Below are 23,750 nucleotides of genomic sequence, written 5' to 3'. Positions count from 1 at the left end.
CCCCCGTTGCCCCCTCCCTAACCCTCCCCCGCTTCGCAGGGGAGGGGATTGGGTCTCCCTCCCCTGCGAAGCGGGGGAGGGCCGGGGTGGGGGCAAGGCTACCCGCCCACCCGCTCCGCCGGGAAGACCAGCGTCATGGTGGTGCCGCGGTCGGGGGCGGTGTCGATGTCCAGCCTCCCGCCGTGAAGCTCCACCAGCCGCTTGGTCAGGGGCAGGCCGAGGCCGGTGCCGATGTGGTTGCGGCCCAACGCGCTGTCGATCTGGCCCCAGGGCTCCAGCGCCTTTTCCAGTTCGTCGGCGGTCATGCCGATGCCGGTGTCGTGGACCGACAGGCAGAGCGTCCCGTCCGCCGCCACGCGGCCGTTCAGAGTGACCACCCCGTCGGGCGGCGTGAACTTCACCGCGTTGGACAGCAGGTTCAGCAGCATCTGCCGCAGCTTGCGCTCGTCGGCGCGCAGCGGCGGCAGGTCGGGCGGCAGGTCCGTCTCGATCCCGACCCCGGCCCGCCCGGCGCGGTCGGACAGCAGCCGGGCGCTGCCCACGGCGACGCGCGGCACGTCCGCCAGCGATTCGGCTAGTTCCAGCCGTCCGGCCTCGGCCTTCGACAGGTCGAGCAGGTCGTTGATGAGGTCCATCAGGTGGCGGCCGCTTTCCGCGATGTCGCGGGCGTAGTCGCGGTAGAGCGGGTTGGCGATCGGACCCAGAACCTCCTGCTCCAGCAGTTCCGCGAAGCCCATCATGGCGTTCAGCGGGGTGCGGATCTCGTGGCTCATGCAGGCGAAGAAAGCGGTCTTGGCGCGGTTGGCGCGCTCCGCAGCGCGGCGGGCCTCGTCGAGCTGGCGGGTCCGCTGGATGATCTGCTCGTCCGTTCGCGCCAGCAGGGCCACCCCCGACCCGATGCCGAGGTACCGCCCGTCCTCGAGCACGACGAAGCCGGAAGCCAGCGCGCCGGGATTGTCCTGCATGATCCGCCGCGCGACCTCGCAGAGCGGCACATCCGCCTCGACCAGCAGCGGCGCCGGGTCCATCGCCGTCCGCGCCGGCGCCTGCGGATCGGCCATCCCCGCCAGCGCCAGACGGTCCACCAGCCCCAGAACGTGCCCGTCCTCCGCCGTCACGGCGAGCGCCGGCAGGCCGGGCTGGGCGGCCAGCCGGTCCCGCAGGGTATGGCAGGGCGTGTCCGGCCCGACGGGCGGCTCACGGACGGCCAGCAGGGCCGCGACCAGGGCGGGAGCAGCCTCCGTTTCCGGTGTGCCGCTGGGGGCGGGACTGGTCGGATCGGAATCGAGCACGGGGTGACGCAGCCTCGTCTGTCGGATGGGACGGTCGGTCCGGACCCGAAACGGCCCCGGACCCTCCATTCTGCCAGACGTTCGTTTGCAATTGGTTGCCGTGTCAGGCGGCGCCGGCCGCCGGCATCGGGTTTTCCGGAGCACCGCCGGCACCCGCCCCGCCGGTCGCGGTGACCTGCACATCCACCGTCATGCCGAGGAAATCCGCCGGCGCCCCAGTCCAGGAACCACTGAGCGGCACCGCCTGCGAGGGATCGCGGGCGACGGCGACGCGGATCAGGTTCTTGCCGCCGATGATGCCGTTGGTCGGATCGAACTCCACCCAGCCGCAGCCCGGCAGATAGATCTCCACCCAGGCGTGGGTCGCCCCGCCGCCGGTCATCGCGCCCTCCTGCCCGTCCCGTGCGGGATCGTAAAGGTAACCGGACACGAAGCGCGCCGCGAAGCCCAGCGAGCGCACGGCCTCCATCATCAGAAGCGCGAAATCGCGGCAGGAGCCGCTCTTCCACGTCAGGGTGTCTACCGGGCTCTGGGTGCCTTCCAGGTCGCGGGCCTGATAGGTGAAGGTCTCCTTGATGGCGCGGGTCATCGACACCAGCATGTCCTGCGTGTCGGGCGGCCCGCCCTCGCCCAGCGTCAAGAACTGCCGGGCCCATTCGTCCACCAGATGGTCGGGGTCCGGGTAGTGCCGCTGGGTGGTCAGCGCCAGATCCGGCACCTCCTCCGCGGAATAGCTGAAGGGATAGGAGCGCGCGTAGTCCTCGATGGGAAACTCCAGTTCGCCCATCGGGTAGTGGTCGACCCGGATGTGGCTTTCGAAGCGCAGCTCGGTCGCCGGCTGGTCGAAGCTCGCCACCGCGATGGAGTTGCCGAAGACGTCGTGGAGCCAGCGCACGGAGGCCGGCGGCGGGCTGATCACCAGACCCGTTTCGATCAGCCGCAGATCGTGGCTGTCGCGGGGCCGGAACATCAGGCGATGGTCGCCGAAGGTCACCGGGTTGGCGTAGCGGTAGGTGGTGGTGTGGTGGATGTCCAGGGTCATCATGGCCCGCGCCCTTTCCGTAAGCCGACACCAAACGTCGGCGTTTGTGAATGGTTCCGAATCACAGTATGGTGCTCGGGCATTCGGGTGGCCGTACCGGGGAGGGACGGCGGCCAGCGCAAGGACCGGGCCACATCGGCCGGAATATGCGCGCCCATGAGACGACAACAAGGGGACTTCCATGCCTTCGCGCCTCGAACAGCTCTGCATCGAGAAAGGGCTGAAGATGACCGACCAGCGCCGCGTGATCTCGCGCGTGCTGTCGGAGGCCGCCGACCACCCCGACGTGGAGGAGGTCCACCGCCGGGCGTCCACCATCGACCCGCGCATCTCCATCGCCACCGTCTACCGCACGATGCGCCTGTTCGAGGATGCGAACGTCATCGACCGGCTGGACTTCGGCGACGGCCGCGCCCGCTACGAGGAAGCCGGGTCGGAGCACCATCACCACCTGATCGATCTCGAATCCGGAAAGGTGGTGGAGTTCCAAAATGAAGATCTCGAACGGCTGAAGGAAGTCATAGCCCGCGAATTGGGCTATGAACTGCTCGGCCATAGGCTTGAACTGTATGGTGTTCCGCTGAGCCGCCGCACCACCACATCGGAGGGGGAATAACGACCGGGCGTGCCCGTGCTTGAGTCCTTTGGGACTCGCCGGGCACCATCCGGACGATAATCCCATCAATTGTGGGTTGCGCCGGGCGCGGGTCTGTCCAGAGGCGATGCGTGGTCCTAGCTTCAGGAACGCACACGAATCATCGACGGACCAACCGCCGCCATGGACGATACGAACAACGACCCGGTTCTCGCCCGCCTCGACCGGCTGACCGACAGCGTCACCCGCCGTCTGGACAAGCTGGAGGAGCGCCTGCGCATCCTGGAGCAGGACAACGGCGAGATCATCAACCTCCTGATCGCCGTCAAGGCCGGGCTGGAGGAATGCGCCGGAGACATCGCCATGGGCGAGATGCTCATCGACGCGGACGACGCGGATGATTCCCCCAGCCCGTCGCTGCACTAAGTTGCCCAGGACGGCCCCGTTCAACGCATTTGGCTTGTGACGCGGCGCGTTCCGCCGGATAAGGGCGCATGCAGACCAGCGCCACTCCCGTTTTCGACGCCATCGCCTCCGGTCCCTCCACCGGAAGCCCCACCACACATGGCGCCGGCCCCCTGGCCTCCATCGCGCCGGGGGTGGCCTTCTTCGACTTCGACGGGACGCTGATCCACGGCGACAGCCTGCTGATGTTCATCGGCGAGGTCATCGGGCGCAACCGCGCCCGGCTGGCCTTCCTGGACGCCCTGCGGTCCGGCCTGCACCGCCACGCGCGCGGGCGCGGGCCGGGGGTGGATTTTCCGGGATCGGTCAAGACCATCCTGCTCCGCCGCACGCTGCGGGGCGTTCCGGTGGCCGACGCGCTGGCCGCCGCGGAACGGCTGGTCCACCGCATCCGCTGGCACGCCCCGCTGGTCGAGACCCTGAAGATGCACCGGCGCGAGGGGCGCCGGGTGGTGGTCGCCACCGGGGCGCTCGACGTCTATATGCCGGCCCTGCTGCGCGGGCTGGAGGTCGACGACCTGCTCGCCACCGGGATGGAGGTGGAGGACAACACCCTGACCGGGCGCCTGTGCACCGGCAACTGCGTCCGGCTGGACAAGCTGGAGCGGGTGCGTGGCTGGATCGCCGCCAACGGCCCCTTCGGCGAGACCTGGGGCTATGGCAACCGGCCCAGCGACCTGCCCATGCTGTCGATTGTCGACCGTCCCACCGTCGTCAAGATCCGCTGATCGGACGGCGCGTGCCGCCCACAGGGATTTGCAACCGGCATCCGCTTGGCGTAGAACCCCCCTGAAGTTCAGAGAAGCCCGTGGTGAGCCCCCCATGACGACCGGCTTTTCCATCGACGCCGACATTCGCCTCCCCGGCCAGGGGGGCCGCAGCGCCGTCGTCGCCGACGACGATCCCGGCCAGCGGAACGCGCTGGCCCGCCATCTGGCCGAACGCGGCTTCACCGTGTCCACGGTGTCCGGCGGCTTCGAGGCGCTGAGCCTCATCGGGGCTGAGGGTCCGGCCGTCGCCCTGCTCCGCCGCCACCGGCTGGAGGACGAGGGGGACCGGGCCGCGGCGCTGGCCTGCATGCTCTACCCGCACACCCGGATCATCCTGACCGCCGGCGCGCCGGACGCCCAGTTGGACGCTGAGCCGGGCAACAGCCCGGTCACCGTGCTGGCCCGCCCCGTGGATCTGGCGCTGCTCGACTGCTGCCTGGACGGGCTATAGGACGACCTCCACCGGCGTCCCCACCGCCAGCCCGGCGTCATGGTCGGCGCGGCCCCGGTTGACGGCGATCTCCGCCAGACCGCTGGAGTTCGCGTACCACAGCGCCTCCCCCACCGGGACGTCGGCGAAGGTCCGGCCCCGGCGCACCGTGCGCCCGCCGGCCCGCAGCACCGCGTCCTCCGGCAGCCGGTCGGCGCGCAGGCCGGTCATGGCGTTGCCGTAGACATCCACATAGACGATCCGCGCCAGATCGTCCGGCCAGTCGGGCCGCGCGAGGCCGGCCGGATCGACGGGTTCCAGCGCGACCGGGTTCCCCATGGCGAGGCTGGCCGCCACCGGGGCGAACAGGTCCCGCCCGTGGAAGCTGGCCGACAGCCGCTCGGGCCGCCAGCCGATGCTCCAGGCGCGCACCGACTCGGCCCGCCGCCGCAGCAACTCGAACAGGCCGTTGTCCGGCCCGACGAAGCGGCGCCCGTCGGCCTCGAACACCAGCGGGCGGCGGTCGGTCCCGACGCCGGGGTCGACGACGCAGAGGAAGACGCTGTCCGCCGGGAATTCCGGAGCGTAGGCGGCCAGCAGATAGGCCGAGAACTGCGGGTCGAAGGCGGGCGCGTCGGCGAACAGGTCGATGACCGGCAGGCCCGGCGCCATCCGCGCCAGCACCGCCTTCATCTGCCCGGTGTAGGGGCCGGACAACCCGAAATCCGTAAAGAGCACGATCATCCCGCCACTGTAGCGCACTCCACCCGGTTCGGTAAGACACGGATCGTCACGAGCCGCCTTGCAAGGCCGGAGAGGCGATTCATATATTCATGGAACGCAAATGCACTTCGCCCCGTTTACTTGGTCCGCCTGCCCTAACCTTGCCGATCTTTGTCGGGACCAATGAATATGAACATATGTTCAAAAACCTTCGCAACGAAGAGCCTGACGAAGTTTATTGCCATCATGGGCTTGGCCGCCGCCCTGCTGCTGCCGGGAGCCGCGATGGCCGAGGGTGAACGGCCCCAAGGCGAGCGCCCGAAGATCGTCGCCACCACCGGCATGGTCGCCGACCTCGTGCGGGCGGTGGCCGGCGACCGGGCAGTGGTGGAGGCGCTGATGGGCGAAGGCGTCGATCCGCACCTGTTCAAGCCCACCCGCTCCGACACGGTGAAGCTGCTGCGGGCCGACGCGGTGTTCATCAGCGGCCTGCATCTCGAAGGCAAGATGACCGCCGCCTTCGACCGGCTGCGCGAGTCCGGCAAGCCGGTGGTGGCGCTGGGCGACGCGGTGCCCAAGGAGCGGCTGCTCAGCCCGCCCGAGTTCGAGGGCGCCCACGACCCGCACATCTGGATGGATGTGGGGATCTGGGCGAGCACCCTGCCGTCCATCCGCGACGGGCTGGCCCGGCTCGACCCCGCGGGCGCCGAGGCGTACGCCCGCAACGCCGACGCGTACGGGGCGGAGCTGGCGCGGCTCGACGCGTACGCCCGGCGCATCCTGTCCTCCATCCCCGGCAAGGCCCGCGTGCTGGTCACCGCCCACGACGCCTTCAACTATCTGGGCCGCGCCTACGGGATCGAGGTGCGCGGCATCCAGGGGATCAGCACGGAATCCGAAGCCGGGCTGCGAATCATCGAGGAGCTGGCCGCGCTGCTGGCGGACCGCGGCGTGCCGGCGGTCTTCCCGGAAACCAGCGTGTCCGACCGCAACGTCCGCGCGCTGGTCGAAGGGGCGGGGGCGCGCGGCCACCGGGTGACGCTGGGCGGCGCCCTGTTCTCCGACGCCATGGGCGCGCCGGGCAGCTACGAAGGCACCTACATCGGCATGATCGACCACAATGTGACGACCATCGCCCGCGCGCTGGGCGGCGAGGCGCCGGCCGACGGCTTCCAGGGCAAGCTCGCCCTGGCGCAGCGCTGACGCGGCGGAGGAGAAACGGACCATGCAGTATCTCTGGCGCACCCCCGGCAGCCGCACCGCCCCCGAAGAGGCCTCGCCCATCGGGCCGCCGCCCCTGGAGATCCGCGGCCTGACCGTCGCCTACCACCGCCGGCCGGTGCTGTGGAACGTCGACTACGCCGCCCCGCCGGGCGGGCTGATCGCCGTGGTCGGGCCGAACGGCGCGGGCAAGTCGACCCTCATCAAGGCGTGTCTCGGGCTGGTCCCGCGGGTGTCGGGAACGGTCGAGGTGTTCGGGCGCCCGATCGCCAGGCAGCGCCGCCTGATCGGCTACGTGCCGCAGCGGGAAAGCGTGGACTGGGACTTCCCCGTCTCGGCGCTCGACGTGGTGGCGATGGGCCGCTACGGGAAGATCGGCTGGTTCCGCCCGGTCACCCGCGCCCACAGGGAGGCGGCGCTGCACGCGCTGGAGCGGGTGGGCATGGCCGACTTCGCCAAGCGCCAGATCGGCCAGCTCTCCGGCGGGCAGCAGCAGCGCGTCTTCCTGGCCCGCGCGCTGGCCCAGGAGGCGCAGCTCTACTTCATGGACGAGCCCTTCGCCGGGGTGGACGCGGCGACGGAGCGCGCGGTGCTTCAGGTGCTGCGCGACCTCGACGCCGCCGGGCGGACGGTGATCTGCGTCCACCACGACCTGCAGACGGTCAGCGACTATTTCGACCACGCCCTGCTGCTCAACACCCGCGTGGTCGCCCAAGGGCCGGTCGCACGGGTGATGACGCCCGACCTGCTGTCCCGCACCTACGGCGGACGGCCCATGCCGACACCCGCGGCATTGGGGGCGGAGGCGTCATGATCGACTCCGTGTTCGACGAGGCGTTGCGCATCCTGACCTTCCAGTCCGGCTTCAACAGCGCCGTGGTGGTTGCCGGGACCGCCGCGCTGGGGTTGGCCGGCGGGACGGTCGGCACCTTCCTGCTGCTGCGCCGCCGCGCGCTGGTCAGCGACGCGCTGAGCCACGCCACCCTGCCCGGCATCGCCATCGCCTTCCTGGTCGGGGCGGCGCTCGGCCTGCCGGAGCGGTCGCTGCCGCTGCTGCTGGCCGGGGCGGTGGCCAGCGGGGTAGTCGGGCTGCTGACCGTGCAGGTCCTGTCCCGCTTCACCCGGCTGACCGAGGATTCGGCGATCGGGGCGGTGCTGTCGGTCTTCTTCGGGTTGGGCGTCGTGCTGCTCAGCGTCATCCAGAATTTGGAGCTGGGCGGGCAGGCCGGGCTGAAGACCTTCATCCTGGGACAGACCGCCGCCATGGCCCAGGGCGAGGCCATCGCCATCGGCCTGCTGGCCGCCGGGGCGGCGCTGGCCGTCGCCCTGCTGTTCAAGGAGCTGCGGGTGCTGGCCTTCGACCCCGGCTTCGCCGCCGTGCAGGGCTGGCCGGTGGGGGCGCTCGACCTCGCGCTGATGGGGCTGGCGACGCTGGTGACGGTGATCGGACTCCAGACGGTGGGGCTGATCCTGGTGGTCGCGCTCCTCATCATCCCACCCGCCGCCGCCCGCTTCTGGACCGACCGGCTGCCCGCCCTGACCGTCGCCGCGGCGGTGATCGGCGCGCTGTCCGGCTGGCTCGGCGCCGCCCTGTCGGCCCTGCTGCCCAAGCTGCCGGCGGGGGCGGTGATCGTCCTGGTCGCCGGGGGCTTCTTCCTGCTCAGCTTCCTGTTCGCCCCGGCGCGCGGGCTGGTCGCCGCCGCGCTGCGCCAGGGGCGGCTGCGCCTGACCTTCGCGGAGCGGCGCGCCCTGGCCGACCTGCTGGACGGCCGGCCGGTGGAGGGCTCCGTGGCGCTCTGGCTGCGCCTGCGCGGCTACATCCGGGACGGCGCCCTGACTCCCGCCGGGCAGACCGCCGCCCGTGCGGCGGCGCGCGACCGCCGGCTGTGGGAGCGGTTCCTGGCCGACTACCCGGCGCTGCTGCCCGCCCACGCCAATTGGGGCGTCGACCCCATCAACTCGGTCCTGCCCGGCGACATGGTCCGGCTGCTGGAGGAGCGGAGCGCCCCGTCATGATGCCCGACGTCCAGGAATTCCTTCAGATCGACGCCCCCGCCCTGCTCGCCGCGGTGCTGGCCTGCGCCGCCTGCGCGCTGGTCGGCAATTTCCTGGTGCTGCGGCGCCAGGGGATGATGGGCGACGCGGTCAGCCACGCCATCCTGCCCGGCATCGTCGGCGGCTTCCTGGTCGCCGGCACGCGGGAGACGCTGCCGATGATGCTCGGCGCGCTGGCCGCCGCGGCGCTGGCCGGCCTGCTGATCGAGGCGGTGCGGCGGCTGGGCCGGCTGGAGTCCGGCGCCGCCATGGGCGTCGTCTTCACCGTGATGTTCGCCGCCGGCGTGGTGATGATCGAGCAGGCGTCGGCCGGCGGGGTCGACCTCGACGCCGACTGCGTGCTCTACGGCCAGTTGGAGACCATCCTCTGGCTGGCTCCCAAGGGCTGGGCGTCGCTGACCGACCCGGCGGTGTGGGCGGCCCTGCCGCGGGAGGTGCTGACGCTGGCCGCGGTCTTCGCGCTCTGCGTCGCCCTGGTCGGGCTGTTCTACAAGGAGCTGAAGATCACCACCTTCGACCCGGCGCTGGCCTCCACGCTGGGCATCCCGGCCGGGCTGTTCCATTACGGGGTGGTGCTTCTGGTGGCGGCCACCGCCATCGCCGCCTTCGAGGCGGTGGGCTCCATCCTGGTGATCGCCATGCTGATCGCCCCGCCCGCCGCGGCGCGCCTGCTGACCGACCGGCTGGCCGCGCAGATCCTGCTCAGCGTCGCGCTGGGGGTGCTGGCGGCGCTGGCCGGCTACGGTACTGCGGCCTTCGGGCCGATGCTGCTCGGGGTCTCCCATTCGCTGAACGCAGCGGGGATGATCGCGGTGGCGTCCGGCCTCATCCTGGCGCTGGCCGTCCTGTTCGGGCCGCGCCACGGCCTGCTGGGCCGGCGCCGCGCCGTCGGCCGGCTGCGCGCCGCCCCCGGATTCGTTGCTCCGGAGGCGTAAAAGCCGTAACGTTTTCGCCTCGTCCCATGCGGAGCGCCGAATGCCGTTCCCCCACCGCCGGCCGCGCCGCTGGAGCTGGCTCACCCTGGTCGCGTTCCTCCTTCTGATGGCGAGCGCGCTGCACACGCTGCAGCATCTTCTGGAGCATGGGACCGACGAGCTGATCTGGCCCTTTTTCGGGATCGGGCTGGCCGGCGTGGTGATGGGTCTGGCGGTGCTGCGCGAACGGGAGGCCACCCAGCGCGCCCAGGCGGAGGCCCGCGCCGCCGACAGCCGGGCGGCGGACGCCCACCGCCGCCTATCGGAGGCCATCGAGGTCGTCAACGAGGGCTTCGCGCTGTTCGACGCCGACGACCGGCTGGTCCAGTGCAACGCCCGTTTCCGCGAAATCTACGCCCTGCTGGGGCCTCTGGAGCCCGGCATCCCCTTCGAATCGCTGATTCGCCGCGCCGCCGCCACCGGCCATTACCCCGACTGCGGCCCCGGCGACATCGACCGCTGGGTCGAGCGGGAGATGGAGCGGCACCGCAACCCACAGGGGCCGCAAGTGCTGCGGATCGGTGACGGGCGCTGGTTCAAGATTGAGGAGCGGCGGACCAGCGACGGCGGCTATGTCGGGCTGCGCACCGACATCAGCGAGCTGAAGCGGCGCGAGCAGGAGCTGGCCTACAAGTCCGACCTGCTGGAGGCCACCTTCAGCGCCATGTCGCAGGGCCTCGTGGTGTGGAGCGCAGACGGCCATTTCCTGACCTGCAACCGGCGCCTGCGCGAGATGCTCGACCTGCCGGACGACGCGCTCCATCCCGGCCTGACCATGCCCGGCTTCCTGCGCTTCATGGCCGAGCGCGGCGAGTTCGGCCCCGGCGACACGGCGGAGATCGTCGGGCGACACCTGACCAACCTGCGTCCCGAAGGCGTCAGCCGCATCGAGCGCACGCGCCCCGACGGCCGGGTGCTGGAGATCACCGCCAGCTTCCTGCCCGACCGCTCGGTCCTGATGACCTACACCGACATCACCGATCACCGCCGGGTGGAGCAGGCCCTGCGCGAGAGCGAGGACCGTTTCCGCAAACTGTCGGACGCCGCCATCGACGGCATCCTGGTGCACGAGCAGGGGGTGATCGCCGACGCCAACCGCGCCGCGGCCGCCATCCTGGGCTATGCGCCGGACGAGCTGACGGGGCAGTCCATCACCGCGCTGATGGCGCCGGAGGACCGCGACCTCTCCTGGCAGCGCATCCGCGCCCGCGACGAGACTCCCTTCGAGACCGTCTGTCTGCGCCGCAACGGCGAGCGGCTGACGGTGCAGGGGGAGACCCGCTACGTGCCCTACCGCGGGCGGACCATGGCGATGGTGTCCTTCCGCGACATCACCGCCCACCGCCGCACCGAAGCGCAGCTCCGCCTCGCTAAGGAGCAGGCGGAGCTGGCGAGCCGCGCCAAGTCGGAATTCCTGCGCACCATCAGCCACGAGATCCGCACCCCGATGAACGGCGTTCTGGGCATGCTGGGGCTGCTGCTCGACGGCCCGCTGGGGGAGGAGCAGCGCGCCTACGCCCGCACCGCCCGCGAATCGGCGGAGGCGCTGCTGTCCATGCTCAACGACATCCTGGACATCTCCAAGATGGAGGCCGGGAAGCTGACCCTGGAATCGGGCCGCTTCTCCCCCGCCGAGGTGGTGGAGAGCGTGGTCGAGCTGCAGGCCGCCCGCGCCTTCGCCAAGGGGATCGAGCTGGCCGTCTGCATCCCCGGCGGCCTGCCGGCGATGCTGCGCGGCGACTCGGGCCGGGTGAGGCAGGTCCTGCTGAACCTCGTCGGCAACGCCGTGAAGTTCACCGACCGCGGCGGCGTCGCCGTCACCCTGTCGGAATGTGGGAGCGAAGCCCACGCGCCGCCGCGCCTGCGCTTCGAGGTGACCGACACCGGCATCGGCATTCCGCAGAACGCGCAGGCCGATCTCTTCACCGAATTCTCCCAGGTGCATCCCCGCCTGTCGCGCCGCCACGACGGCGCCGGGCTGGGGCTGGCGATCTCCCGGCGGCTGGTCGAGATGATGGGGGGAAGCATCGGCTTCGACAGCGCCGCCGGCCAGGGCAGCCGCTTCTGGTTCACCCTGCCGCTGGAGACCGGGCCGTTGGAGCCAGGAGCGCAGCGGACCGCTGGCGCGGAGACGCCGCCGCTGGCCGGGCAGACGGTCCTGCTTCTGGAATCCAACCCCGTCGCCCGGCGGGCGCTGGCCGAACAGTTCCGCTCATGGGGGGCGACGGTGAGTGCGCCGGACGTGATCGCGATGGTGGCCGGGCTGGACGCCGGAACCCTGCCCGCCGCCGGCATCGCGGTGATCGGCAGCGTGGAAACCCCGGTCGCCGGGTCCCTGCCCGACCGGCTGCGCGCGCACGGGGTGGAACGGATCGTCCGGCTCGCCTTGCCGCACCGCACCGTGGGCGGGGGCGGCAACGGCACCGACGCCACGGTGACGAAGCCGGCCCGGCCCTCCCGCCTGCTCGCCGCCATGACCGGACGGGGCGCGGCGGAGGCACCGCCCGCCGCGGAGCCGGGTCCGCAAGGCGCTGCCACGCCATCCGGCGGCGGAGCGGGCCAGCGGATTCTGCTGGTCGAGGACAGCCCGACCAACCAGATGGTCGCCGCTCTGCTGCTGCGCGGCGCCGGCTATCGGGTGGACATCGCCAACAACGGGCGGGAAGCGCTGGAGGCGGTGGAAACCGCGGCGTCCGGCCCGTCGCCCTACGGGCTGGTCCTGATGGACCTCGCCATGCCCGAGATGGACGGGCTGACCGCCACCCGCCGGCTGCGCGCCCTGCCGCCGCCGGTCGGCACCGTCCCGATCATCGCCATGACCGCCGATGCCATGGACAGCGACCGCGAACGCTGTCTGGCCGCCGGGATGAACGGCCATGTCGCCAAGCCCATCGACCGCCCGCATCTGCTGGAAACCGTGGCCCGCTGGCTGAACGCCACCCCGGCGGAGCACGCCCTGGTGGAGTCTTCTGGGCCCGCCGTTCCATCGGACACCCTCGCCATGGCGGGCGTGCTGGACATGGAGGTGCTGCAGCAGCTCGCCCGGGATCTCGACGCGGATCTGCTGGCCGACGTCATCCGCCAGTTCGTGGAGGAGACGCTGGAGCGGGCCGAGAGGATCGCCCGCAGCGGGGCGGAGGCGGCGGAGGGAGGCCCGGCCGATCTCGCCGGGCTGGCGAAGGAGGCCCACACGCTGAAGAGCACCGCCGGGACCTTCGGCGCCCGCGACCTGTCGGCGGCCGCCCGGGCGCTGGAGCTGGCCTGCCGGAGCAACGCGGTGGGCGAGGTGACGTCGCTGTGCCGCGACATCCCCCGCCTCACCCGGGAAGCCGTGGAGGCTTACCGGCTGCGCGGCTATGTCATCTCATGACGTCGCTTCACTCCATGACGCTGATGTTGACCGCGGCGTCCTTGCCGTTGTTGCCGCGCGCGACCTCGAACTCGACGCGCTGGCCCTCGGACAGGGCGTGAAGACCCGACTTCTGCACGGCCGTGATGTGCACGAACACGTCCTTGGCGCCGGCCTCCGGCGCGATGAAGCCATATCCCTTGGTGGTGTTGAACCATTTGACGGTGCCGGTGGTCATAAGGCGAACTCCTGCTCCTCGGTCGGGGGGGCTGCCGCCGGTCCGCGCCGCGGGGCGCAAGGGGCCGGCGAAGGACGATGGACGGTGTGGCGGTCATGTCCGGCGATCCGGTGTAGCGGTCCGGTGTGGCGCCACGCGGAAGCGCAAGCAAAGCAACGCGAGGGGAGGCTAGCCGGATGGCACCGGAACCGGCAAGGCGGCTTCACGGCATATGCCCAATGTGGCCAGACCGGTCATTTGGAAATAAGCCGATGGCGGCAGGTCCCGGCACGGCAAGACTTTCGATGGTCTTGCGTGAATTGAACGCACACGAAGCCTATGCTTCGGCAGGACCAGTGGCGCGGGGCCGGGAGCGGGGCCGAGAACAGGGGACGGGACTCAGAGTTTCCCTTCGGCCTGCCAGGCGAGGCGCTTGCGGTAGATCGTCGAGGCGCTGATCTCCAGCAGGGCCGCGGCGCGGGGGATGTTGCCGTCGCAGGCGGCGATGGCCTCCTCGATGGCGTCGCGCTCCACCTCCCACAGCGGCTTCACCGTCTTGGGCGACGGCGCCTGGGCCGCGGAGCCTTGGGCGTGGCCGCCGCCATGACCGTTTCCGCCACCGTTGGCGGGCGGCGGCGCGGCGGTCCCCGCCGGGGTGCCGAACGGGGCCGGCAGCATGGCCGGCGTCACCGTGTCGCCGTCGTGCAGCACCACGATGTTGCGCACCACGTTCTGCACCTGCCGCACGTTGCCCGGCCAGTGGTAGGTGCGCAGCGCCTGCTCCGCCGCCGGTGAGAAGCGGACGAAGCCCTTGCCCTCCTCCCGGGTGTAGTCGGCCAGGAACTGGCGGCAGATCTCCAGGACGTCGTCCTCGCGCTCGCGCAGCGGCGGCAGATGGATGGGGATGACGTGGAGGCGGTAATAGAGATCCTCGCGGAACCGCCCCTCCTCCACCTCGCGCAGGGGGTCGCGGTTGGTCGCGCAGATGATGCGCAGATCGACCTTCTCCAGCTTGCTGCCGCCGACCGGGGTGAAGGTGCCGGTCTGGATGAAGCGCAGCAGCTTGGTCTGGAGGTCGGGCGCCAGCTCGCAGATCTCGTCGAGGAACAGGGTGCCGCCGTTGGCCCGCGCCGCCGCGCCCTCGCGGTCGGCCACCGCCCCGGTGAAGGAGCCCTTCATGTGGCCGAAGATCTCGCTCTCCATCAGGTCCTTGGGGATGGCCCCGCAGTTGATGGCGATGAAGGGCCGGTCGGCCCGCGGGCTCTGCCGGTGGATGGCCTCGGCGCAGACCTCCTTGCCGGTCCCCGACTCGCCGGTGATGAAGACCGTCGCACGGGAGGAGGCGGCGCTGTCGATGATCCGGTAGACCGCCTGCATCGCCAGCGAGGAGCCGAGGAAGCCGTGGTAGCGGCTGCGCCCCAGATCCTTCTCGAAACTGTCGACCAGCTGGGCGAGGCGCAGCCGCTCCATGGCGTTGCGCACGGTGACGGTCAACCGCTCCGCCGAAAAGGGCTTCACCAGGAAATCATAGGCGCCGTAGCGCATCGCCTCCACCGCCACCCCGACCGACCCGTGGGCGGTGATGATGATGACCGCGCAGGGCAGCGCCTGGGCGTTGATCCGCTTCAGCACGTCCATCCCGTGCATGTCGGGAAGCTGGAGGTCCAGCAGCACGATCCGCGGCACGCCATCGGCCAGCTGCTCCAGCGCCGCGGCCCCCGTCTCCACCGTGGTGACGGCGCTGCAGTCCTTCTTCAGGAACTCCGCGTAGACGCGGGCCAGCGACGGCGTGTCTTCGACGAGCAGAACGGGCGTGGAGCGCGCGGGCATGGACCGTTTGAATTCAAATGGAAAATAGGGAAAAGAGCCTCCGGATTGCCTTGGTTATCAGCAAATCCTTAAAAATGCACTCTACGCGATGACGGGCCATGGGCGAAAGACCTGGAATGCGGCCGCGCAACGAAATATCCCGTCCATGGTTTCACATTCCGGTCATGGATGTGCATTTCACACCGGATTTGCTGTGTGGATGAGCGAAGGACGCTTGTACCGGACGCCGTGATGGAATATCTGAATTCTACAAAATCCATAGCAAGGAGCGGCGGACCCCCGTGGCCGAAACATCCGTGCTGTCCGGCAAGCGCATCCTGCTCGTCATCGCGGGCGGCATCGCGGCCTACAAGAGCCTGGAGCTGATCCGCCGCCTGAAGGAACGGGGCGTGCGCGTGCGCGCGGTCCTGACCCGGGCCGGGGCGCAGTTCGTCACGCCCCTGTCCGTGCAGGCGCTGACCGAGGACACCGTCTACCAGGACCTGTGGTCCCTGACCGACGAATCGGAGATGGGCCACATCCAGCTGTCGCGCGACGCCGACCTGCTGGTCGTCGCCCCGGCCACCGCCAACCTGCTGGCCCGCATGGCCGCCGGCATGGCCGACGATCTGGCCGCCACCGTTCTGCTGGCCACCGACAAGCCGGTGCTCGTCGCCCCGGCGATGAACGTCCGCATGTGGGAGCATCCGGCGACCCGCGACAATCTGGCCCTCCTGGAAAAGCGCGGCGTGCGCCGGGTCGGCCCGAACAAGGGCGAGATGGCCTGCGGCGAGTACGGATTCGGGCGCATGGCCGAGCCGATGGAGATCGTCCAGGCCATCACCACCCATTTCGAGGAGCTGGACGCGCCCAAGCCGCTGGCCGGCAAGCGCGCCCTGGTCACCAGCGGCCCGACGGTGGAGCCCATCGACCCGGTGCGCTACATCGCCAACCGCTCCTCCGGCAAGCAGGGCCACGCCATCGCCGAGGCGCTGCGGCGGCTGGGGGCGGAGGTGACGCTGGTCACCGGCCCGACCCGCCTGCCCGACCCGGCCGGCTGCACCGTGCGCCCCATCGAGACGGCGCGGGAGATGCTGGCGGCCTGCGAGTCGGCCCTGCCCGCGGACATCGCGGTCTGCGCCGCCGCCGTCGCCGACTGGCGCGTGGCCGGCGAGTCGGACCGCAAGCTGAAGAAGGACGGCGGCGGCCCGCCGAGCCTGGCCCTGACCGAGAACCCCGACATCCTGGCGACCCTGTCCCAGGCCGGGCCGCGCCGCCCGGCGCTGGTCGTCGGCTTCGCCGCGGAGACCGGCAACGTGGTGGACTACGCGACCGCCAAGCGCGCGCGCAAGGGCTGCGACTGGATCGTCGCCAACGACGTGTCGCCGGGCACCACCACCTTCGGCGGGGCCGACAACACCGTCCATCTGATCCGCGCCGACGGCGCCGAGGACTGGCCCACCATGGGCAAGGACGCCGTGGCCGCCCGCTTGGCCGAGGCCATCGCCCGGCATTTCAACCCGCCTTCCCCCCTGCCCCCCAGGAGACCATTCCGTGAGCGCAACGGCATCCGCCATTCCCGTTCCCATCGTCCGGCTCGCCCACGCCGCGGGGCTGGACCTGCCGGCCTACGCGACCGAACACGCGGCGGGCATGGACCTGCTGGCCGCGCTGGCGGAGCCGGTCGTCCTGGAACCGGGCCGCCGCGCGCTGATCCCCACGGGCGTCGCCTTCGCCCTGCCCGACGGCTACGAAGCGCAGGTGCGGCCGCGCTCCGGCCTGGCGCTGAAGCACGGGATCACGGTGCTGAACAGCCCGGGCACCATCGACGCCGACTACCGCGGCGAGGTCGGGGTGATCCTGATCAACCACGGCGACCAGCCCTTCACGGTGGAGCGCGGGCAGCGCATCGCCCAGCTGGTGATCGCCCGCTACGAGCGCGCCGCCTGGTCCGAGTCGGCCGTTCTGCCCGACAGCGCCCGCGGCACCGGGGGCTTCGGCTCCACCGGCCAGTTCGTCTCGACCTCCCCCGCGCAGGAGTCGCACTGATGCTCCGCATCTCCAAGAAGCTGATGTTCGCGATCGAGGCGGTGCTGGACATCGCCTACAACGCCGGCACCGAACCCGTGCAATCCGGCGAGATCACCCGCCGCCAGGGCATTCCCAAGCGCTATCTGGAGCAGGTTCTCCAGCAGCTCGTCCGCGACGGCGTCCTGGCCGGCGTGCGCGGGCCGCGCGGCGGCTACCGGCTGGCCCGCGAGCGCCGGCGGATCACGCTGGGCGAGATCGTGAAGGTCGTCCGCTCCATGGAGACCGCCACCGACCCCATCGAGGAGCCGGCCGGCTCCATCTTGGGGCACAAGGTGGTGCGCCCGCTGTGGAACGAGCTTCAGGAGGAATGCATGAAGAAGCTCGACGACATCACCATCGAGGATCTCTGCCTGCGCGCCCGCACCGCCGGCGTGGAGAGCGAGACCGAAGACCGCATCGATTTTACGATTTGATCCCACACGGAAAACGGTTAAATTCTACACATGATGTAGAAAGTGGGAAAATACTACACACCGGAGGAGTGAAAAATGCCGGGTTCCGAGTTTCGCGGTAAGATCTACGACAGCATTCTCGACACCGTCGGCGCCACGCCGCTGGTGCGCGTCAACCGGCTGGCCGAGGACGCCGGGGCCAAGGCCCAGATCGTCGGCAAGCTGGAGTTCTTCAACCCGCTGGCCAGCGTGAAGGACCGCATCGGCTTCGCGATGATCGACGCGGCGGAGCGTGCCGGCACCATCGAGCCGGGCCGCACCACCCTGGTCGAGCCGACGTCGGGCAACACCGGCATCGCGCTGGCCTTCGTCGCCGCCGCCAAGGGCTACCGGCTGATCCTGACCATGCCGGAAAGCATGTCGGTCGAGCGCCGCAAGATGCTGAAGCTGCTGGGCGCCGAGCTGGTGCTGACCCCGGCGGCGGAGGGCATGAAGGGCGCCATCCGCCGGGCCGACGAGATCGTCGCCACCGATCCGAACGCCTACATGCTCCAGCAGTTCAAGAACGCTGCCAACCCGGAGATCCACCGCAACACCACGGCGGAGGAGATCTGGAAGGACACCGACGGCAAGGCCGACTTCCTGATTTCCGGCGTCGGCACCGGCGGCACGCTGACCGGCGTGTCGGAGGTTCTGAAGGCCCGCAAGCCGGGCTTCCGCACCATCGCGGTGGAGCCGGAGGACAGCCCCGTCCTGTCCGGCGGCATGCCCGGCCCGCACAAGATCCAGGGCATCGGCGCCGGCTTCGTGCCGGACGTCCTGAACAAGGACCTGATCGACGAGGTCGTCCGCATCTCCAACCAGCGCGCCTTCGAGACGGCCCGCAAGGTGGCGAAGCTGGAAGGCATCCCGGTCGGCATCTCCTCGGGTGCCGCGCTGGCTGCGGCGCTGGAGATCGGCTCCCGTCCGGAGAACGAGGGCAAGCTGATCGTCGTGATCCTGCCGTCCTTCGCCGAGCGCTATCTCTCCACCGCCCTGTTCGAAGGGCTGGAGTAACACCGGCATCCCTTCCCGCGCCCGCTCACGGGCGTGGGAAGGGACTCCCGGCGCGCAACCGGGCGGCGAATATTGCATCGCCACGCATCCTGCTGTAGAGTGGACAGCGTCCGGTCTTTGTGTCCGCCCCCGGAATCGGGAGGCGATTTGACAAAAAGATTGGATTTTAGTAATTTAACCTGTCGGCGCTGGGAATTTCGGCCGGCGCGGCTCCGCCGTTCCGGGCAACGGACCGGCTTGCGGCGCGGCCGCGCGACGATGCGGAGCGGACGGCACAGGACCAGCGGGGGAGGCCACCATGGGCGTCACGATTCCGAATGCCTCGACGATGAACTGGTTCCAGTTCCGCGGCATCACCAACGAATTGGACTCCAACCTCGCATCCACCGACTACCGCCAGTTCACGGTGTCGAAGACCGGCGAATTCAATTTCAAGATCGCCGACATCAACACCAACATCAAGATCGTCGACCAGAACAACAAGGTCGTCGCCGAGGCGAAGGCGAAGAACGAGGCGGCGGAAACCAGCGCCAAGCTCGGCCCCGGCACTTACACCGCGGTCATCTCCCAGGCCGTCCGCGGGGTGAACGAGCGCGAATACACGCTGGACATCACCGAACGCCAGAACATCATGATGGTGGGGACCGGTGCCCAGATGAAGGGCATCGCCCGCGCCGTCGTCGGCAACGACAGCGGCGTCCAGAAGCACACGCTGACCGTCGCCCAGGGCGGCGAGTTCGTCGGCAACATGTCCCTGCCCTACACGCGCTGGGCCCTCATGAGCAAGGAGGGCAAGGTCGTGGCCTCCGGCGACACGATGGACCCGACGAAGGCGGGCGAGGACATGCTGAAGAAGCCCAGCTTCAAGATCGACCCCGGCCAGTATGAGCTGGTGATCGTCCCGCCGAAGAACGTGGTCGGCGAAATCCCCTATCAGCTGAACTTCATCCAGAAGGTCGCCAAGACACCCGAATCGACCGAGGAACGCCCGTTCGACAAGATCATGCGGGAGCGCGAGGCGCGGCTGAAGCAGTGGGCGGCGGAGGATGCGAACAAGTCGTCCAGCACGTCGAAGACCACCCCCTACAAGATGAGCCTGCTCGCCTGACGCTGCCGCCCGCGTCAGGCTCCCGAGCGAGGGGGCTTGCGCGGCATGGGGCGTTCAGCGCTATTCTGCGGATCATGGATTTCACCGATACCCAGCTTCACCGCTATTCCCGCCACATCATCCTGCCGGAAGTCGGCGGGATCGGGCAAGAAGCGCTTCTGCGCGCCCGCGTCCTGGTCGTCGGGGCCGGCGGGCTGGGCGCGCCGCTGCTGCTCTACCTCGCCGCGGCGGGGGTGGGGACCATCGGCGTCATCGACGACGACACGGTGGACCTGTCCAACCTGCAACGGCAGGTCATCCACGACGAGTCGTCGCTCGGCGTTCCGAAGGTGGAGAGCGCCGCCGCCCGCATCCGCGCGCTGAACCCCGACGTGGCGGTGGAGGTGCACAAGGCACGGCTGACGAAGGACAACGCGCTGGACCTGATCGGGCGCTACGACATCGTGGCCGACGGGTCGGACAATTTCGCCACGCGCTTCCTGCTGAACGATGCCTGCTACTTCGCGAAAAAGACGCTGGTGTCGGCGGCAATCCTGCGCTTCGACGGGCAGGTCTCCACCTTCAAGGCGCATCTCGGCGACCCGCACCCCTGCTACCGGTGCCTGTTCCCGGAACCGCCGCCGCGCGGTCTGGTGCCGTCCTGCTCCGAAGGCGGCGTTCTGGGAGCGCTGGCCGGCTTCGTCGGTTCGCTCCAGACGACCGAGGTGCTGAAGGAGATCATGGGCATCGGCGAGGGGCTGTCGGGCAGCCTGATGATGCTGGACACGCTGCACGCCTCCTTCCAGCGCATCACCGTGCGCCGCGACCCGGACTGCCCGCTGTGCGGCACCCACCCGACCATCCACGACCTGTCCGCCCACTGAGCGGCGATTGGGAGAGCCCTTTAGTCATGGAAGGCCCCGAGTCCCTGTCCATCGTCCTGTTCGCGGGCGGCTTCGACCGGGTGCACTACGCCCTGGTGATGGCCAGCGCGGCGGCGGCGACCAACCGCAAGGTCACACTGTTCTTCACCGGCCGCGCCCTGAACACGCTGCTGGCCGGAGACACCGACGGCGTGCCGGGCTGGCACCGGCTGGACCCGGCCGACGACGGCAGCCGCCCGGCGGAGCGCGACGCCGCCTTCACCGCCAACGGGCTGGCCGGCTTCGAGGAGTTGCTGGAAGCCTGCGTGATGCTCAAGGTCACGGTCATGGCCTGCGAGATGGGGCTGCGCGCGCTCGGCCTGCCAGCCGGCGTGCCGCTGCGCCCCGACGTGCCGGTGACGACCGGCGGGGTCGTCACCTTCCTGAACGACGCGCCGAAGACCGGCGCGATCCTGTTCGTGTGAACGCGATGACGGACGACCACAGCCCGGTGGACCACAGCCTGGTGATCGAACACGCGAACCGCTTCGAGGCGATCGCCGCGGAGGGCTTCGAGGGCCGGCCCTACCGGGACGCGCTGGTCCATCTGGCGCAGCATGTGACGGCGCATCCCGATCTCGCTCCGCGGGTGGCGCACGCCCTGCGCATGATGATCGGCTTCATCGAGGACAGCGACCCGGCGAAGCGCTTCGGCCCGAAGGTGGCGATTTTGCGGGAGGCGGTGGAGCTGCTGGAGGGGTAGCTTTCGCATTGCACACATAGCCCCTACCCTTCCCACGCTGACGCGTGGGCCCCTTCCCTCCCCCGCTTCGCAGGAGAGGGAAACAATCCCCTCCCCTGCGTCAGCGGGGGGAGGGTTAGGGAGAGGGCAAGGCCGGCGCTTGGCGCATTTCGGTCAGACCGATTTGCTGTCCAGCGCGTAGCCCGCCGAGCGGACGGTGCGGATCAGGTCCATCTCCGTCTCCTCGTTCATCGCCTTGCGCAGACGGCGGATGTGAACGTCCACGGTGCGCGGCTCGACATAGACGTCGTGGCCCCACACCACGTCGAGAAGCTGCTCGCGCGAGAAGACGCGGCCGGGATGCTGCATGAAATGCCGCAGCAGGCGGAATTCGGTCGGCCCCAGATGCACGTCGCGGCCGTTCCGGCGCACCCGGTGGGCGGCCAGATCCATGGTCACGTCGGCGAACTGCAGCGTCTCGTCGGTCATGCCGGGGGCCGAGCGGCGCAGCACGGCGCGCATGCGGGCGACCAGCTCGGTTGGGGAGAAGGGCTTGGTGATGTAGTCGTCGGCGCCGGAATTCAGGCCGCGCACGCGGTCCGCCTCCTCGCCGCGGGCGGTCAGCATGATGATCGGGATGTCGCGCATCTTGCTGTTGCGGCGCATCTGGCGGCAGACCTCCAGCCCCGACATCAACGGCAGCATCCAGTCGAGCAGGACAATGTTCGGCGTCTGCTCGCCGGCCAGCAGAAGAGCTTCCTCGCCGTCGGTGGCGGCGTTCACGCGGAAGCCTTCCTTCTCCAGATTGTACTTCAGCAGCGTCACGATGTCGGCTTCGTCCTCGACGATGAGAACGAGCGGCTTCAGCGCCGAATTCATGCTTGTCCCGCTCCCACTGCGCGTCTCTCCGTCACGCGGCATGTCCCGCTCCATCGTTATCCGGGCCGCCGTCCCGCGGCAATCCCCGTTCCACTGGCCCCCGTTCCACCGACTCCGTAGCCGCATCCATGACCGAACCGCCCGGCTCGACCACGGCGAAGCTGCTGCCGTCGTTCTTCGGACGCGCGGCGCGCAGTGTCGTCCCGACCACCAGATAATGGATGGTCTCGGCGATGTTGGTGGCGTGGTCGCCGATCCGCTCCAGGTTCTTCGCCATGAACAGCAGGTGCGTGCAGGGCGTGATGTTGCGCGGGTCCTCCATCATGTAGGTGAGGACTTCGCGGAACAGGCTGGTGTAGAGGTCGTCCAGCTCCTCGTCGCGCTCCCAGGCGGCGATGGCGCGCTGGACGTCGCGCTCGATGTAGGCGTCCAGCACGTCCTTCATGATCGACTCGACCAGCCGCCCCATGCGCGGGATGGCCACCGCCGGGCGCACCACCGGCACCTGGGCCAGCGCCAGCGAGCGCTTGGCGATGTTGGAGGCGTAGTCGCCGATCCGCTCCAGGTCCGACGCGATCTTCAGCGCCGACACGATCTCGCGCAGGTCCTGGGCCAGCGGCTGGCGCAGGGCGAGCAGGCGCACGGCCTCGGCGTCGATGTCGCGCTCGTAGGCGTCGATGCGCCGGTCGGCCTGCATGACCTGGGCGGCCAGCGCGACGTCGCGGCGGGCCACCGCCTTCACGGCGGCGTCCACCTGCGCTTCGGCGACGCCGCCCATCTGGGTGATCAGATTGGACAGGCGCTCAAGTTCGTGCGCGAAGGAACGCACGATGTGTTCGTTGCTCATGCTTCACGTCCTTCGCTGATGGAAAGGATGCGGCGATGCCGGGGATCAGCCGTAGCGGCCGGTGATGTAGCCCTGGGTGCGCTCGTCCCGCGGGTTGGTGAAGATTTCCTCGGTGTCGTCGCACTCCACCATGTCGCCCAGATGGAAGAAGGCGGTCTTCTGGGAGACGCGGGCCGCCTGCTGCATGTTGTGGGTGACGATGACGATCGTGTAGTTCTCGCGCAACTCGTCGATCAGCTCCTCGATGTGGGCGGTCGCGATGGGGTCGAGCGCCGAGCAGGGCTCGTCCATCAGGATCACCTCGGGGCTGACGGCGATGGCGCGGGCGATGCACAGGCGCTGCTGCTGGCCGCCGGACAGGCCGGTGCCCGGCTCGCGCAGGCGGTCCTTCACCTCGTTCCACAGGCCGGCGCGCTGCAGCGAGGTCTGGACGATTTCGTCCATCTCGTCGCGGTGGCTGGCGATGCCGTGGATGCGCGGACCGTAGGCGATGTTGTCGTAGATCGACTTCGGGAAGGGGTTCGGCTTCTGGAAGACCATGCCGACGCGGGCGCGGAGCTGCACGGCGTCGATGGACTTGCCGTAGACATCCTCGCCGTCGAGCGCGATCAGCCCCTCGACGCGGCAGTTCTCGATGGTGTCGTTCATGCGGTTCAGGCAGCGCAGGAACGTCGACTTGCCGCAGCCGGACGGGCCGATCAGCGCCATCACGCGGTTTTCCTGGATCTCCAGGTTGATGCCCTTGAGCGCCTGTTTGGCCCCGTAGAACACCTTGACGTCGCGGGCGACCATCTTGGTGCCGTGGATGCCGGCGGCGGGACGCGAAGCCATGGCCGTGGCCGGGATGTGGG

At 69.9% G+C, this 23,750-nt stretch carries 24 protein-coding genes and 1 pseudogene; 17 read left to right on the top strand and 8 right to left on the bottom strand.

All coding sequences use genetic code 11. The features are described from left to right. Positions 1 to 98: 98 nt before the first annotated feature. A complete protein-coding gene (locus ACWPN7_RS19085; protein WP_459196101.1) occupies positions 99 to 1,292 on the bottom strand; it encodes a sensor histidine kinase in 1,194 nt (397 codons plus the stop codon). Positions 1,293 to 1,395: 103 nt separating this feature from the next. Continuing rightward, a complete protein-coding gene (locus ACWPN7_RS19080) occupies positions 1,396 to 2,337 on the bottom strand; it encodes a transglutaminase family protein (protein WP_492273413.1) in 942 nt (313 codons plus the stop codon). Between the two features lie 178 nt (positions 2,338 to 2,515). Here ACWPN7_RS19080 and ACWPN7_RS19075 point away from each other — a divergent pair, with 178 nt between their 5' ends. The 4 genes from ACWPN7_RS19075 to ACWPN7_RS19060 all read left to right on the top strand — a co-directional run bounded on the left by ACWPN7_RS19075 (position 2,516) and on the right by ACWPN7_RS19060 (position 4,615). Then, positions 2,516 to 2,950 carry a Fur family transcriptional regulator gene (locus ACWPN7_RS19075; RefSeq protein ID WP_038525613.1) on the top strand — a complete coding sequence of 145 codons (435 nt, stop codon included), beginning with the start codon at positions 2,516 to 2,518 and terminating at the stop codon, positions 2,948 to 2,950. A gap of 162 nt (positions 2,951 to 3,112) precedes the next feature. Next, a complete protein-coding gene (locus tag ACWPN7_RS19070) occupies positions 3,113 to 3,355 on the top strand; it encodes a hypothetical protein (protein ID WP_247887732.1) in 243 nt (80 codons plus the stop codon). Positions 3,356 to 3,423: 68 nt separating this feature from the next. After that, positions 3,424 to 4,122 carry an HAD family hydrolase gene (locus ACWPN7_RS19065; protein WP_137103691.1) on the top strand — a complete coding sequence of 233 codons (699 nt, stop codon included), beginning with the start codon at positions 3,424 to 3,426 and terminating at the stop codon, positions 4,120 to 4,122. Positions 4,123 to 4,216: 94 nt separating this feature from the next. Continuing rightward, positions 4,217 to 4,615, top strand: coding sequence for a response regulator (locus ACWPN7_RS19060; RefSeq protein ID WP_459196102.1), 399 nt, complete (start codon positions 4,217 to 4,219; stop codon positions 4,613 to 4,615). Here the strand turns inward: ACWPN7_RS19060 and ACWPN7_RS19055 are convergent. After that, on the bottom strand, positions 4,610 to 5,338 hold the full coding sequence (locus tag ACWPN7_RS19055; RefSeq protein ID WP_038525602.1) for an SAM hydrolase/SAM-dependent halogenase family protein: 729 nt from the start codon (positions 5,336 to 5,338) through the stop codon (positions 4,610 to 4,612). The two genes, ACWPN7_RS19060 and ACWPN7_RS19055, sit on opposite strands and share 6 nt — an antisense overlap. 225 nt (positions 5,339 to 5,563) lie before the next feature. Between ACWPN7_RS19055 and ACWPN7_RS19050 the strand changes: the two genes are divergently transcribed. From ACWPN7_RS19050 to ACWPN7_RS19030, 5 genes are read left to right on the top strand one after another with little or no spacing between them, the layout of a single operon-like run. Beyond that, positions 5,564 to 6,520 carry a metal ABC transporter solute-binding protein, Zn/Mn family gene (locus ACWPN7_RS19050; RefSeq protein ID WP_149650063.1) on the top strand — a complete coding sequence of 319 codons (957 nt, stop codon included), beginning with the start codon at positions 5,564 to 5,566 and terminating at the stop codon, positions 6,518 to 6,520. A gap of 22 nt (positions 6,521 to 6,542) precedes the next feature. Beyond that, positions 6,543 to 7,352 (top strand): metal ABC transporter ATP-binding protein, encoded by an 810-nt coding sequence (locus tag ACWPN7_RS19045; RefSeq protein ID WP_137115287.1) that lies wholly within the window; start codon positions 6,543 to 6,545, stop codon positions 7,350 to 7,352. After that, a complete protein-coding gene (locus tag ACWPN7_RS19040) occupies positions 7,349 to 8,554 on the top strand; it encodes a metal ABC transporter permease (protein ID WP_492273412.1) in 1,206 nt (401 codons plus the stop codon). Before ACWPN7_RS19045 ends, ACWPN7_RS19040 begins: the two co-directional genes overlap by 4 nt. Next, positions 8,551 to 9,528, top strand: coding sequence for a metal ABC transporter permease (locus ACWPN7_RS19035; protein ID WP_038525595.1), 978 nt, complete (start codon positions 8,551 to 8,553; stop codon positions 9,526 to 9,528). Before ACWPN7_RS19040 ends, ACWPN7_RS19035 begins: the two co-directional genes overlap by 4 nt. A 40-nt stretch (positions 9,529 to 9,568) precedes the next feature. Continuing rightward, positions 9,569 to 12,937: a PAS-domain containing protein gene (locus ACWPN7_RS19030; protein ID WP_201044679.1), complete on the top strand. Its 3,369-nt coding sequence runs from the start codon at positions 9,569 to 9,571 to the stop codon at positions 12,935 to 12,937. 7 nt (positions 12,938 to 12,944) lie between these two features. Here ACWPN7_RS19030 and ACWPN7_RS19025 read toward each other — a convergent pair whose 3' ends face one another. After that, positions 12,945 to 13,154 (bottom strand): cold-shock protein, encoded by a 210-nt coding sequence (locus tag ACWPN7_RS19025; protein WP_014238764.1) that lies wholly within the window; start codon positions 13,152 to 13,154, stop codon positions 12,945 to 12,947. A gap of 378 nt (positions 13,155 to 13,532) precedes the next feature. Continuing rightward, positions 13,533 to 14,963, bottom strand: coding sequence for a sigma-54-dependent transcriptional regulator (locus ACWPN7_RS19020; RefSeq protein WP_038525592.1), 1,431 nt, complete (start codon positions 14,961 to 14,963; stop codon positions 13,533 to 13,535). Between the two features lie 296 nt (positions 14,964 to 15,259). Here ACWPN7_RS19020 and coaBC point away from each other — a divergent pair. From coaBC to ACWPN7_RS18980, 8 genes and pseudogenes are all read left to right on the top strand, one after another. Further along, positions 15,260 to 16,462 (top strand): annotated as a pseudogene (coaBC, locus tag ACWPN7_RS19015) (bifunctional phosphopantothenoylcysteine decarboxylase/phosphopantothenate--cysteine ligase CoaBC); the annotation flags it as partial. A gap of 34 nt (positions 16,463 to 16,496) precedes the next feature. Further along, positions 16,497 to 16,991 carry a dUTP diphosphatase gene (gene dut, locus ACWPN7_RS19010; protein WP_038525586.1) on the top strand — a complete coding sequence of 165 codons (495 nt, stop codon included), beginning with the start codon at positions 16,497 to 16,499 and terminating at the stop codon, positions 16,989 to 16,991. Beyond that, positions 16,991 to 17,446, top strand: coding sequence for an RrF2 family transcriptional regulator (locus tag ACWPN7_RS19005; protein WP_014238770.1), 456 nt, complete (start codon positions 16,991 to 16,993; stop codon positions 17,444 to 17,446). Before dut ends, ACWPN7_RS19005 begins: the two co-directional genes overlap by 1 nt. Before the next feature lie 75 nt (positions 17,447 to 17,521). Continuing rightward, entirely contained in the window at positions 17,522 to 18,481 is a 960-nt protein-coding gene (gene cysK / locus ACWPN7_RS19000) for a cysteine synthase A (protein WP_014238771.1), read from the top strand. 298 nt (positions 18,482 to 18,779) lie between these two features. Beyond that, complete coding sequence (locus ACWPN7_RS18995; RefSeq protein ID WP_051657711.1) at positions 18,780 to 19,589, top strand: hypothetical protein; 810 nt, start codon at positions 18,780 to 18,782, stop codon at positions 19,587 to 19,589. A gap of 74 nt (positions 19,590 to 19,663) precedes the next feature. Next, a complete protein-coding gene (locus ACWPN7_RS18990) occupies positions 19,664 to 20,452 on the top strand; it encodes a HesA/MoeB/ThiF family protein (RefSeq protein ID WP_038525583.1) in 789 nt (262 codons plus the stop codon). 26 nt (positions 20,453 to 20,478) lie between these two features. Continuing rightward, positions 20,479 to 20,916, top strand: coding sequence for a DsrE family protein (locus ACWPN7_RS18985; RefSeq protein ID WP_038525582.1), 438 nt, complete (start codon positions 20,479 to 20,481; stop codon positions 20,914 to 20,916). A gap of 5 nt (positions 20,917 to 20,921) precedes the next feature. After that, positions 20,922 to 21,194, top strand: coding sequence for a hypothetical protein (locus tag ACWPN7_RS18980; RefSeq protein WP_149650101.1), 273 nt, complete (start codon positions 20,922 to 20,924; stop codon positions 21,192 to 21,194). Between the two features lie 153 nt (positions 21,195 to 21,347). Here the strand turns inward: ACWPN7_RS18980 and phoB are convergent, their stop codons facing one another. The 3 genes from phoB to pstB are packed head-to-tail and all read right to left on the bottom strand — an operon-like array spanning position 21,348 to position 23,730. After that, the gene (phoB, locus tag ACWPN7_RS18975) at positions 21,348 to 22,052 is read right to left on the bottom strand and encodes a phosphate regulon transcriptional regulator PhoB (RefSeq protein WP_137103701.1); all 705 of its coding nucleotides are present in this window, start codon (positions 22,050 to 22,052) and stop codon (positions 21,348 to 21,350) included. Positions 22,053 to 22,083: 31 nt separating this feature from the next. Further along, positions 22,084 to 22,899 carry a phosphate signaling complex protein PhoU gene (phoU, locus tag ACWPN7_RS18970; protein WP_137103702.1) on the bottom strand — a complete coding sequence of 272 codons (816 nt, stop codon included), beginning with the start codon at positions 22,897 to 22,899 and terminating at the stop codon, positions 22,084 to 22,086. A gap of 45 nt (positions 22,900 to 22,944) precedes the next feature. After that, the gene (pstB, locus tag ACWPN7_RS18965) at positions 22,945 to 23,730 is read right to left on the bottom strand and encodes a phosphate ABC transporter ATP-binding protein PstB (protein ID WP_451992867.1); all 786 of its coding nucleotides are present in this window, start codon (positions 23,728 to 23,730) and stop codon (positions 22,945 to 22,947) included. Positions 23,731 to 23,750 lie beyond the last annotated feature (20 nt).

This window comes from Azospirillum sp. UENF 312511 (assembly GCF_058780635.1).
The sequence above is the reverse complement of the archived record's forward strand: the minus strand, read 5'-3'. Positions and strand labels throughout refer to the sequence as shown.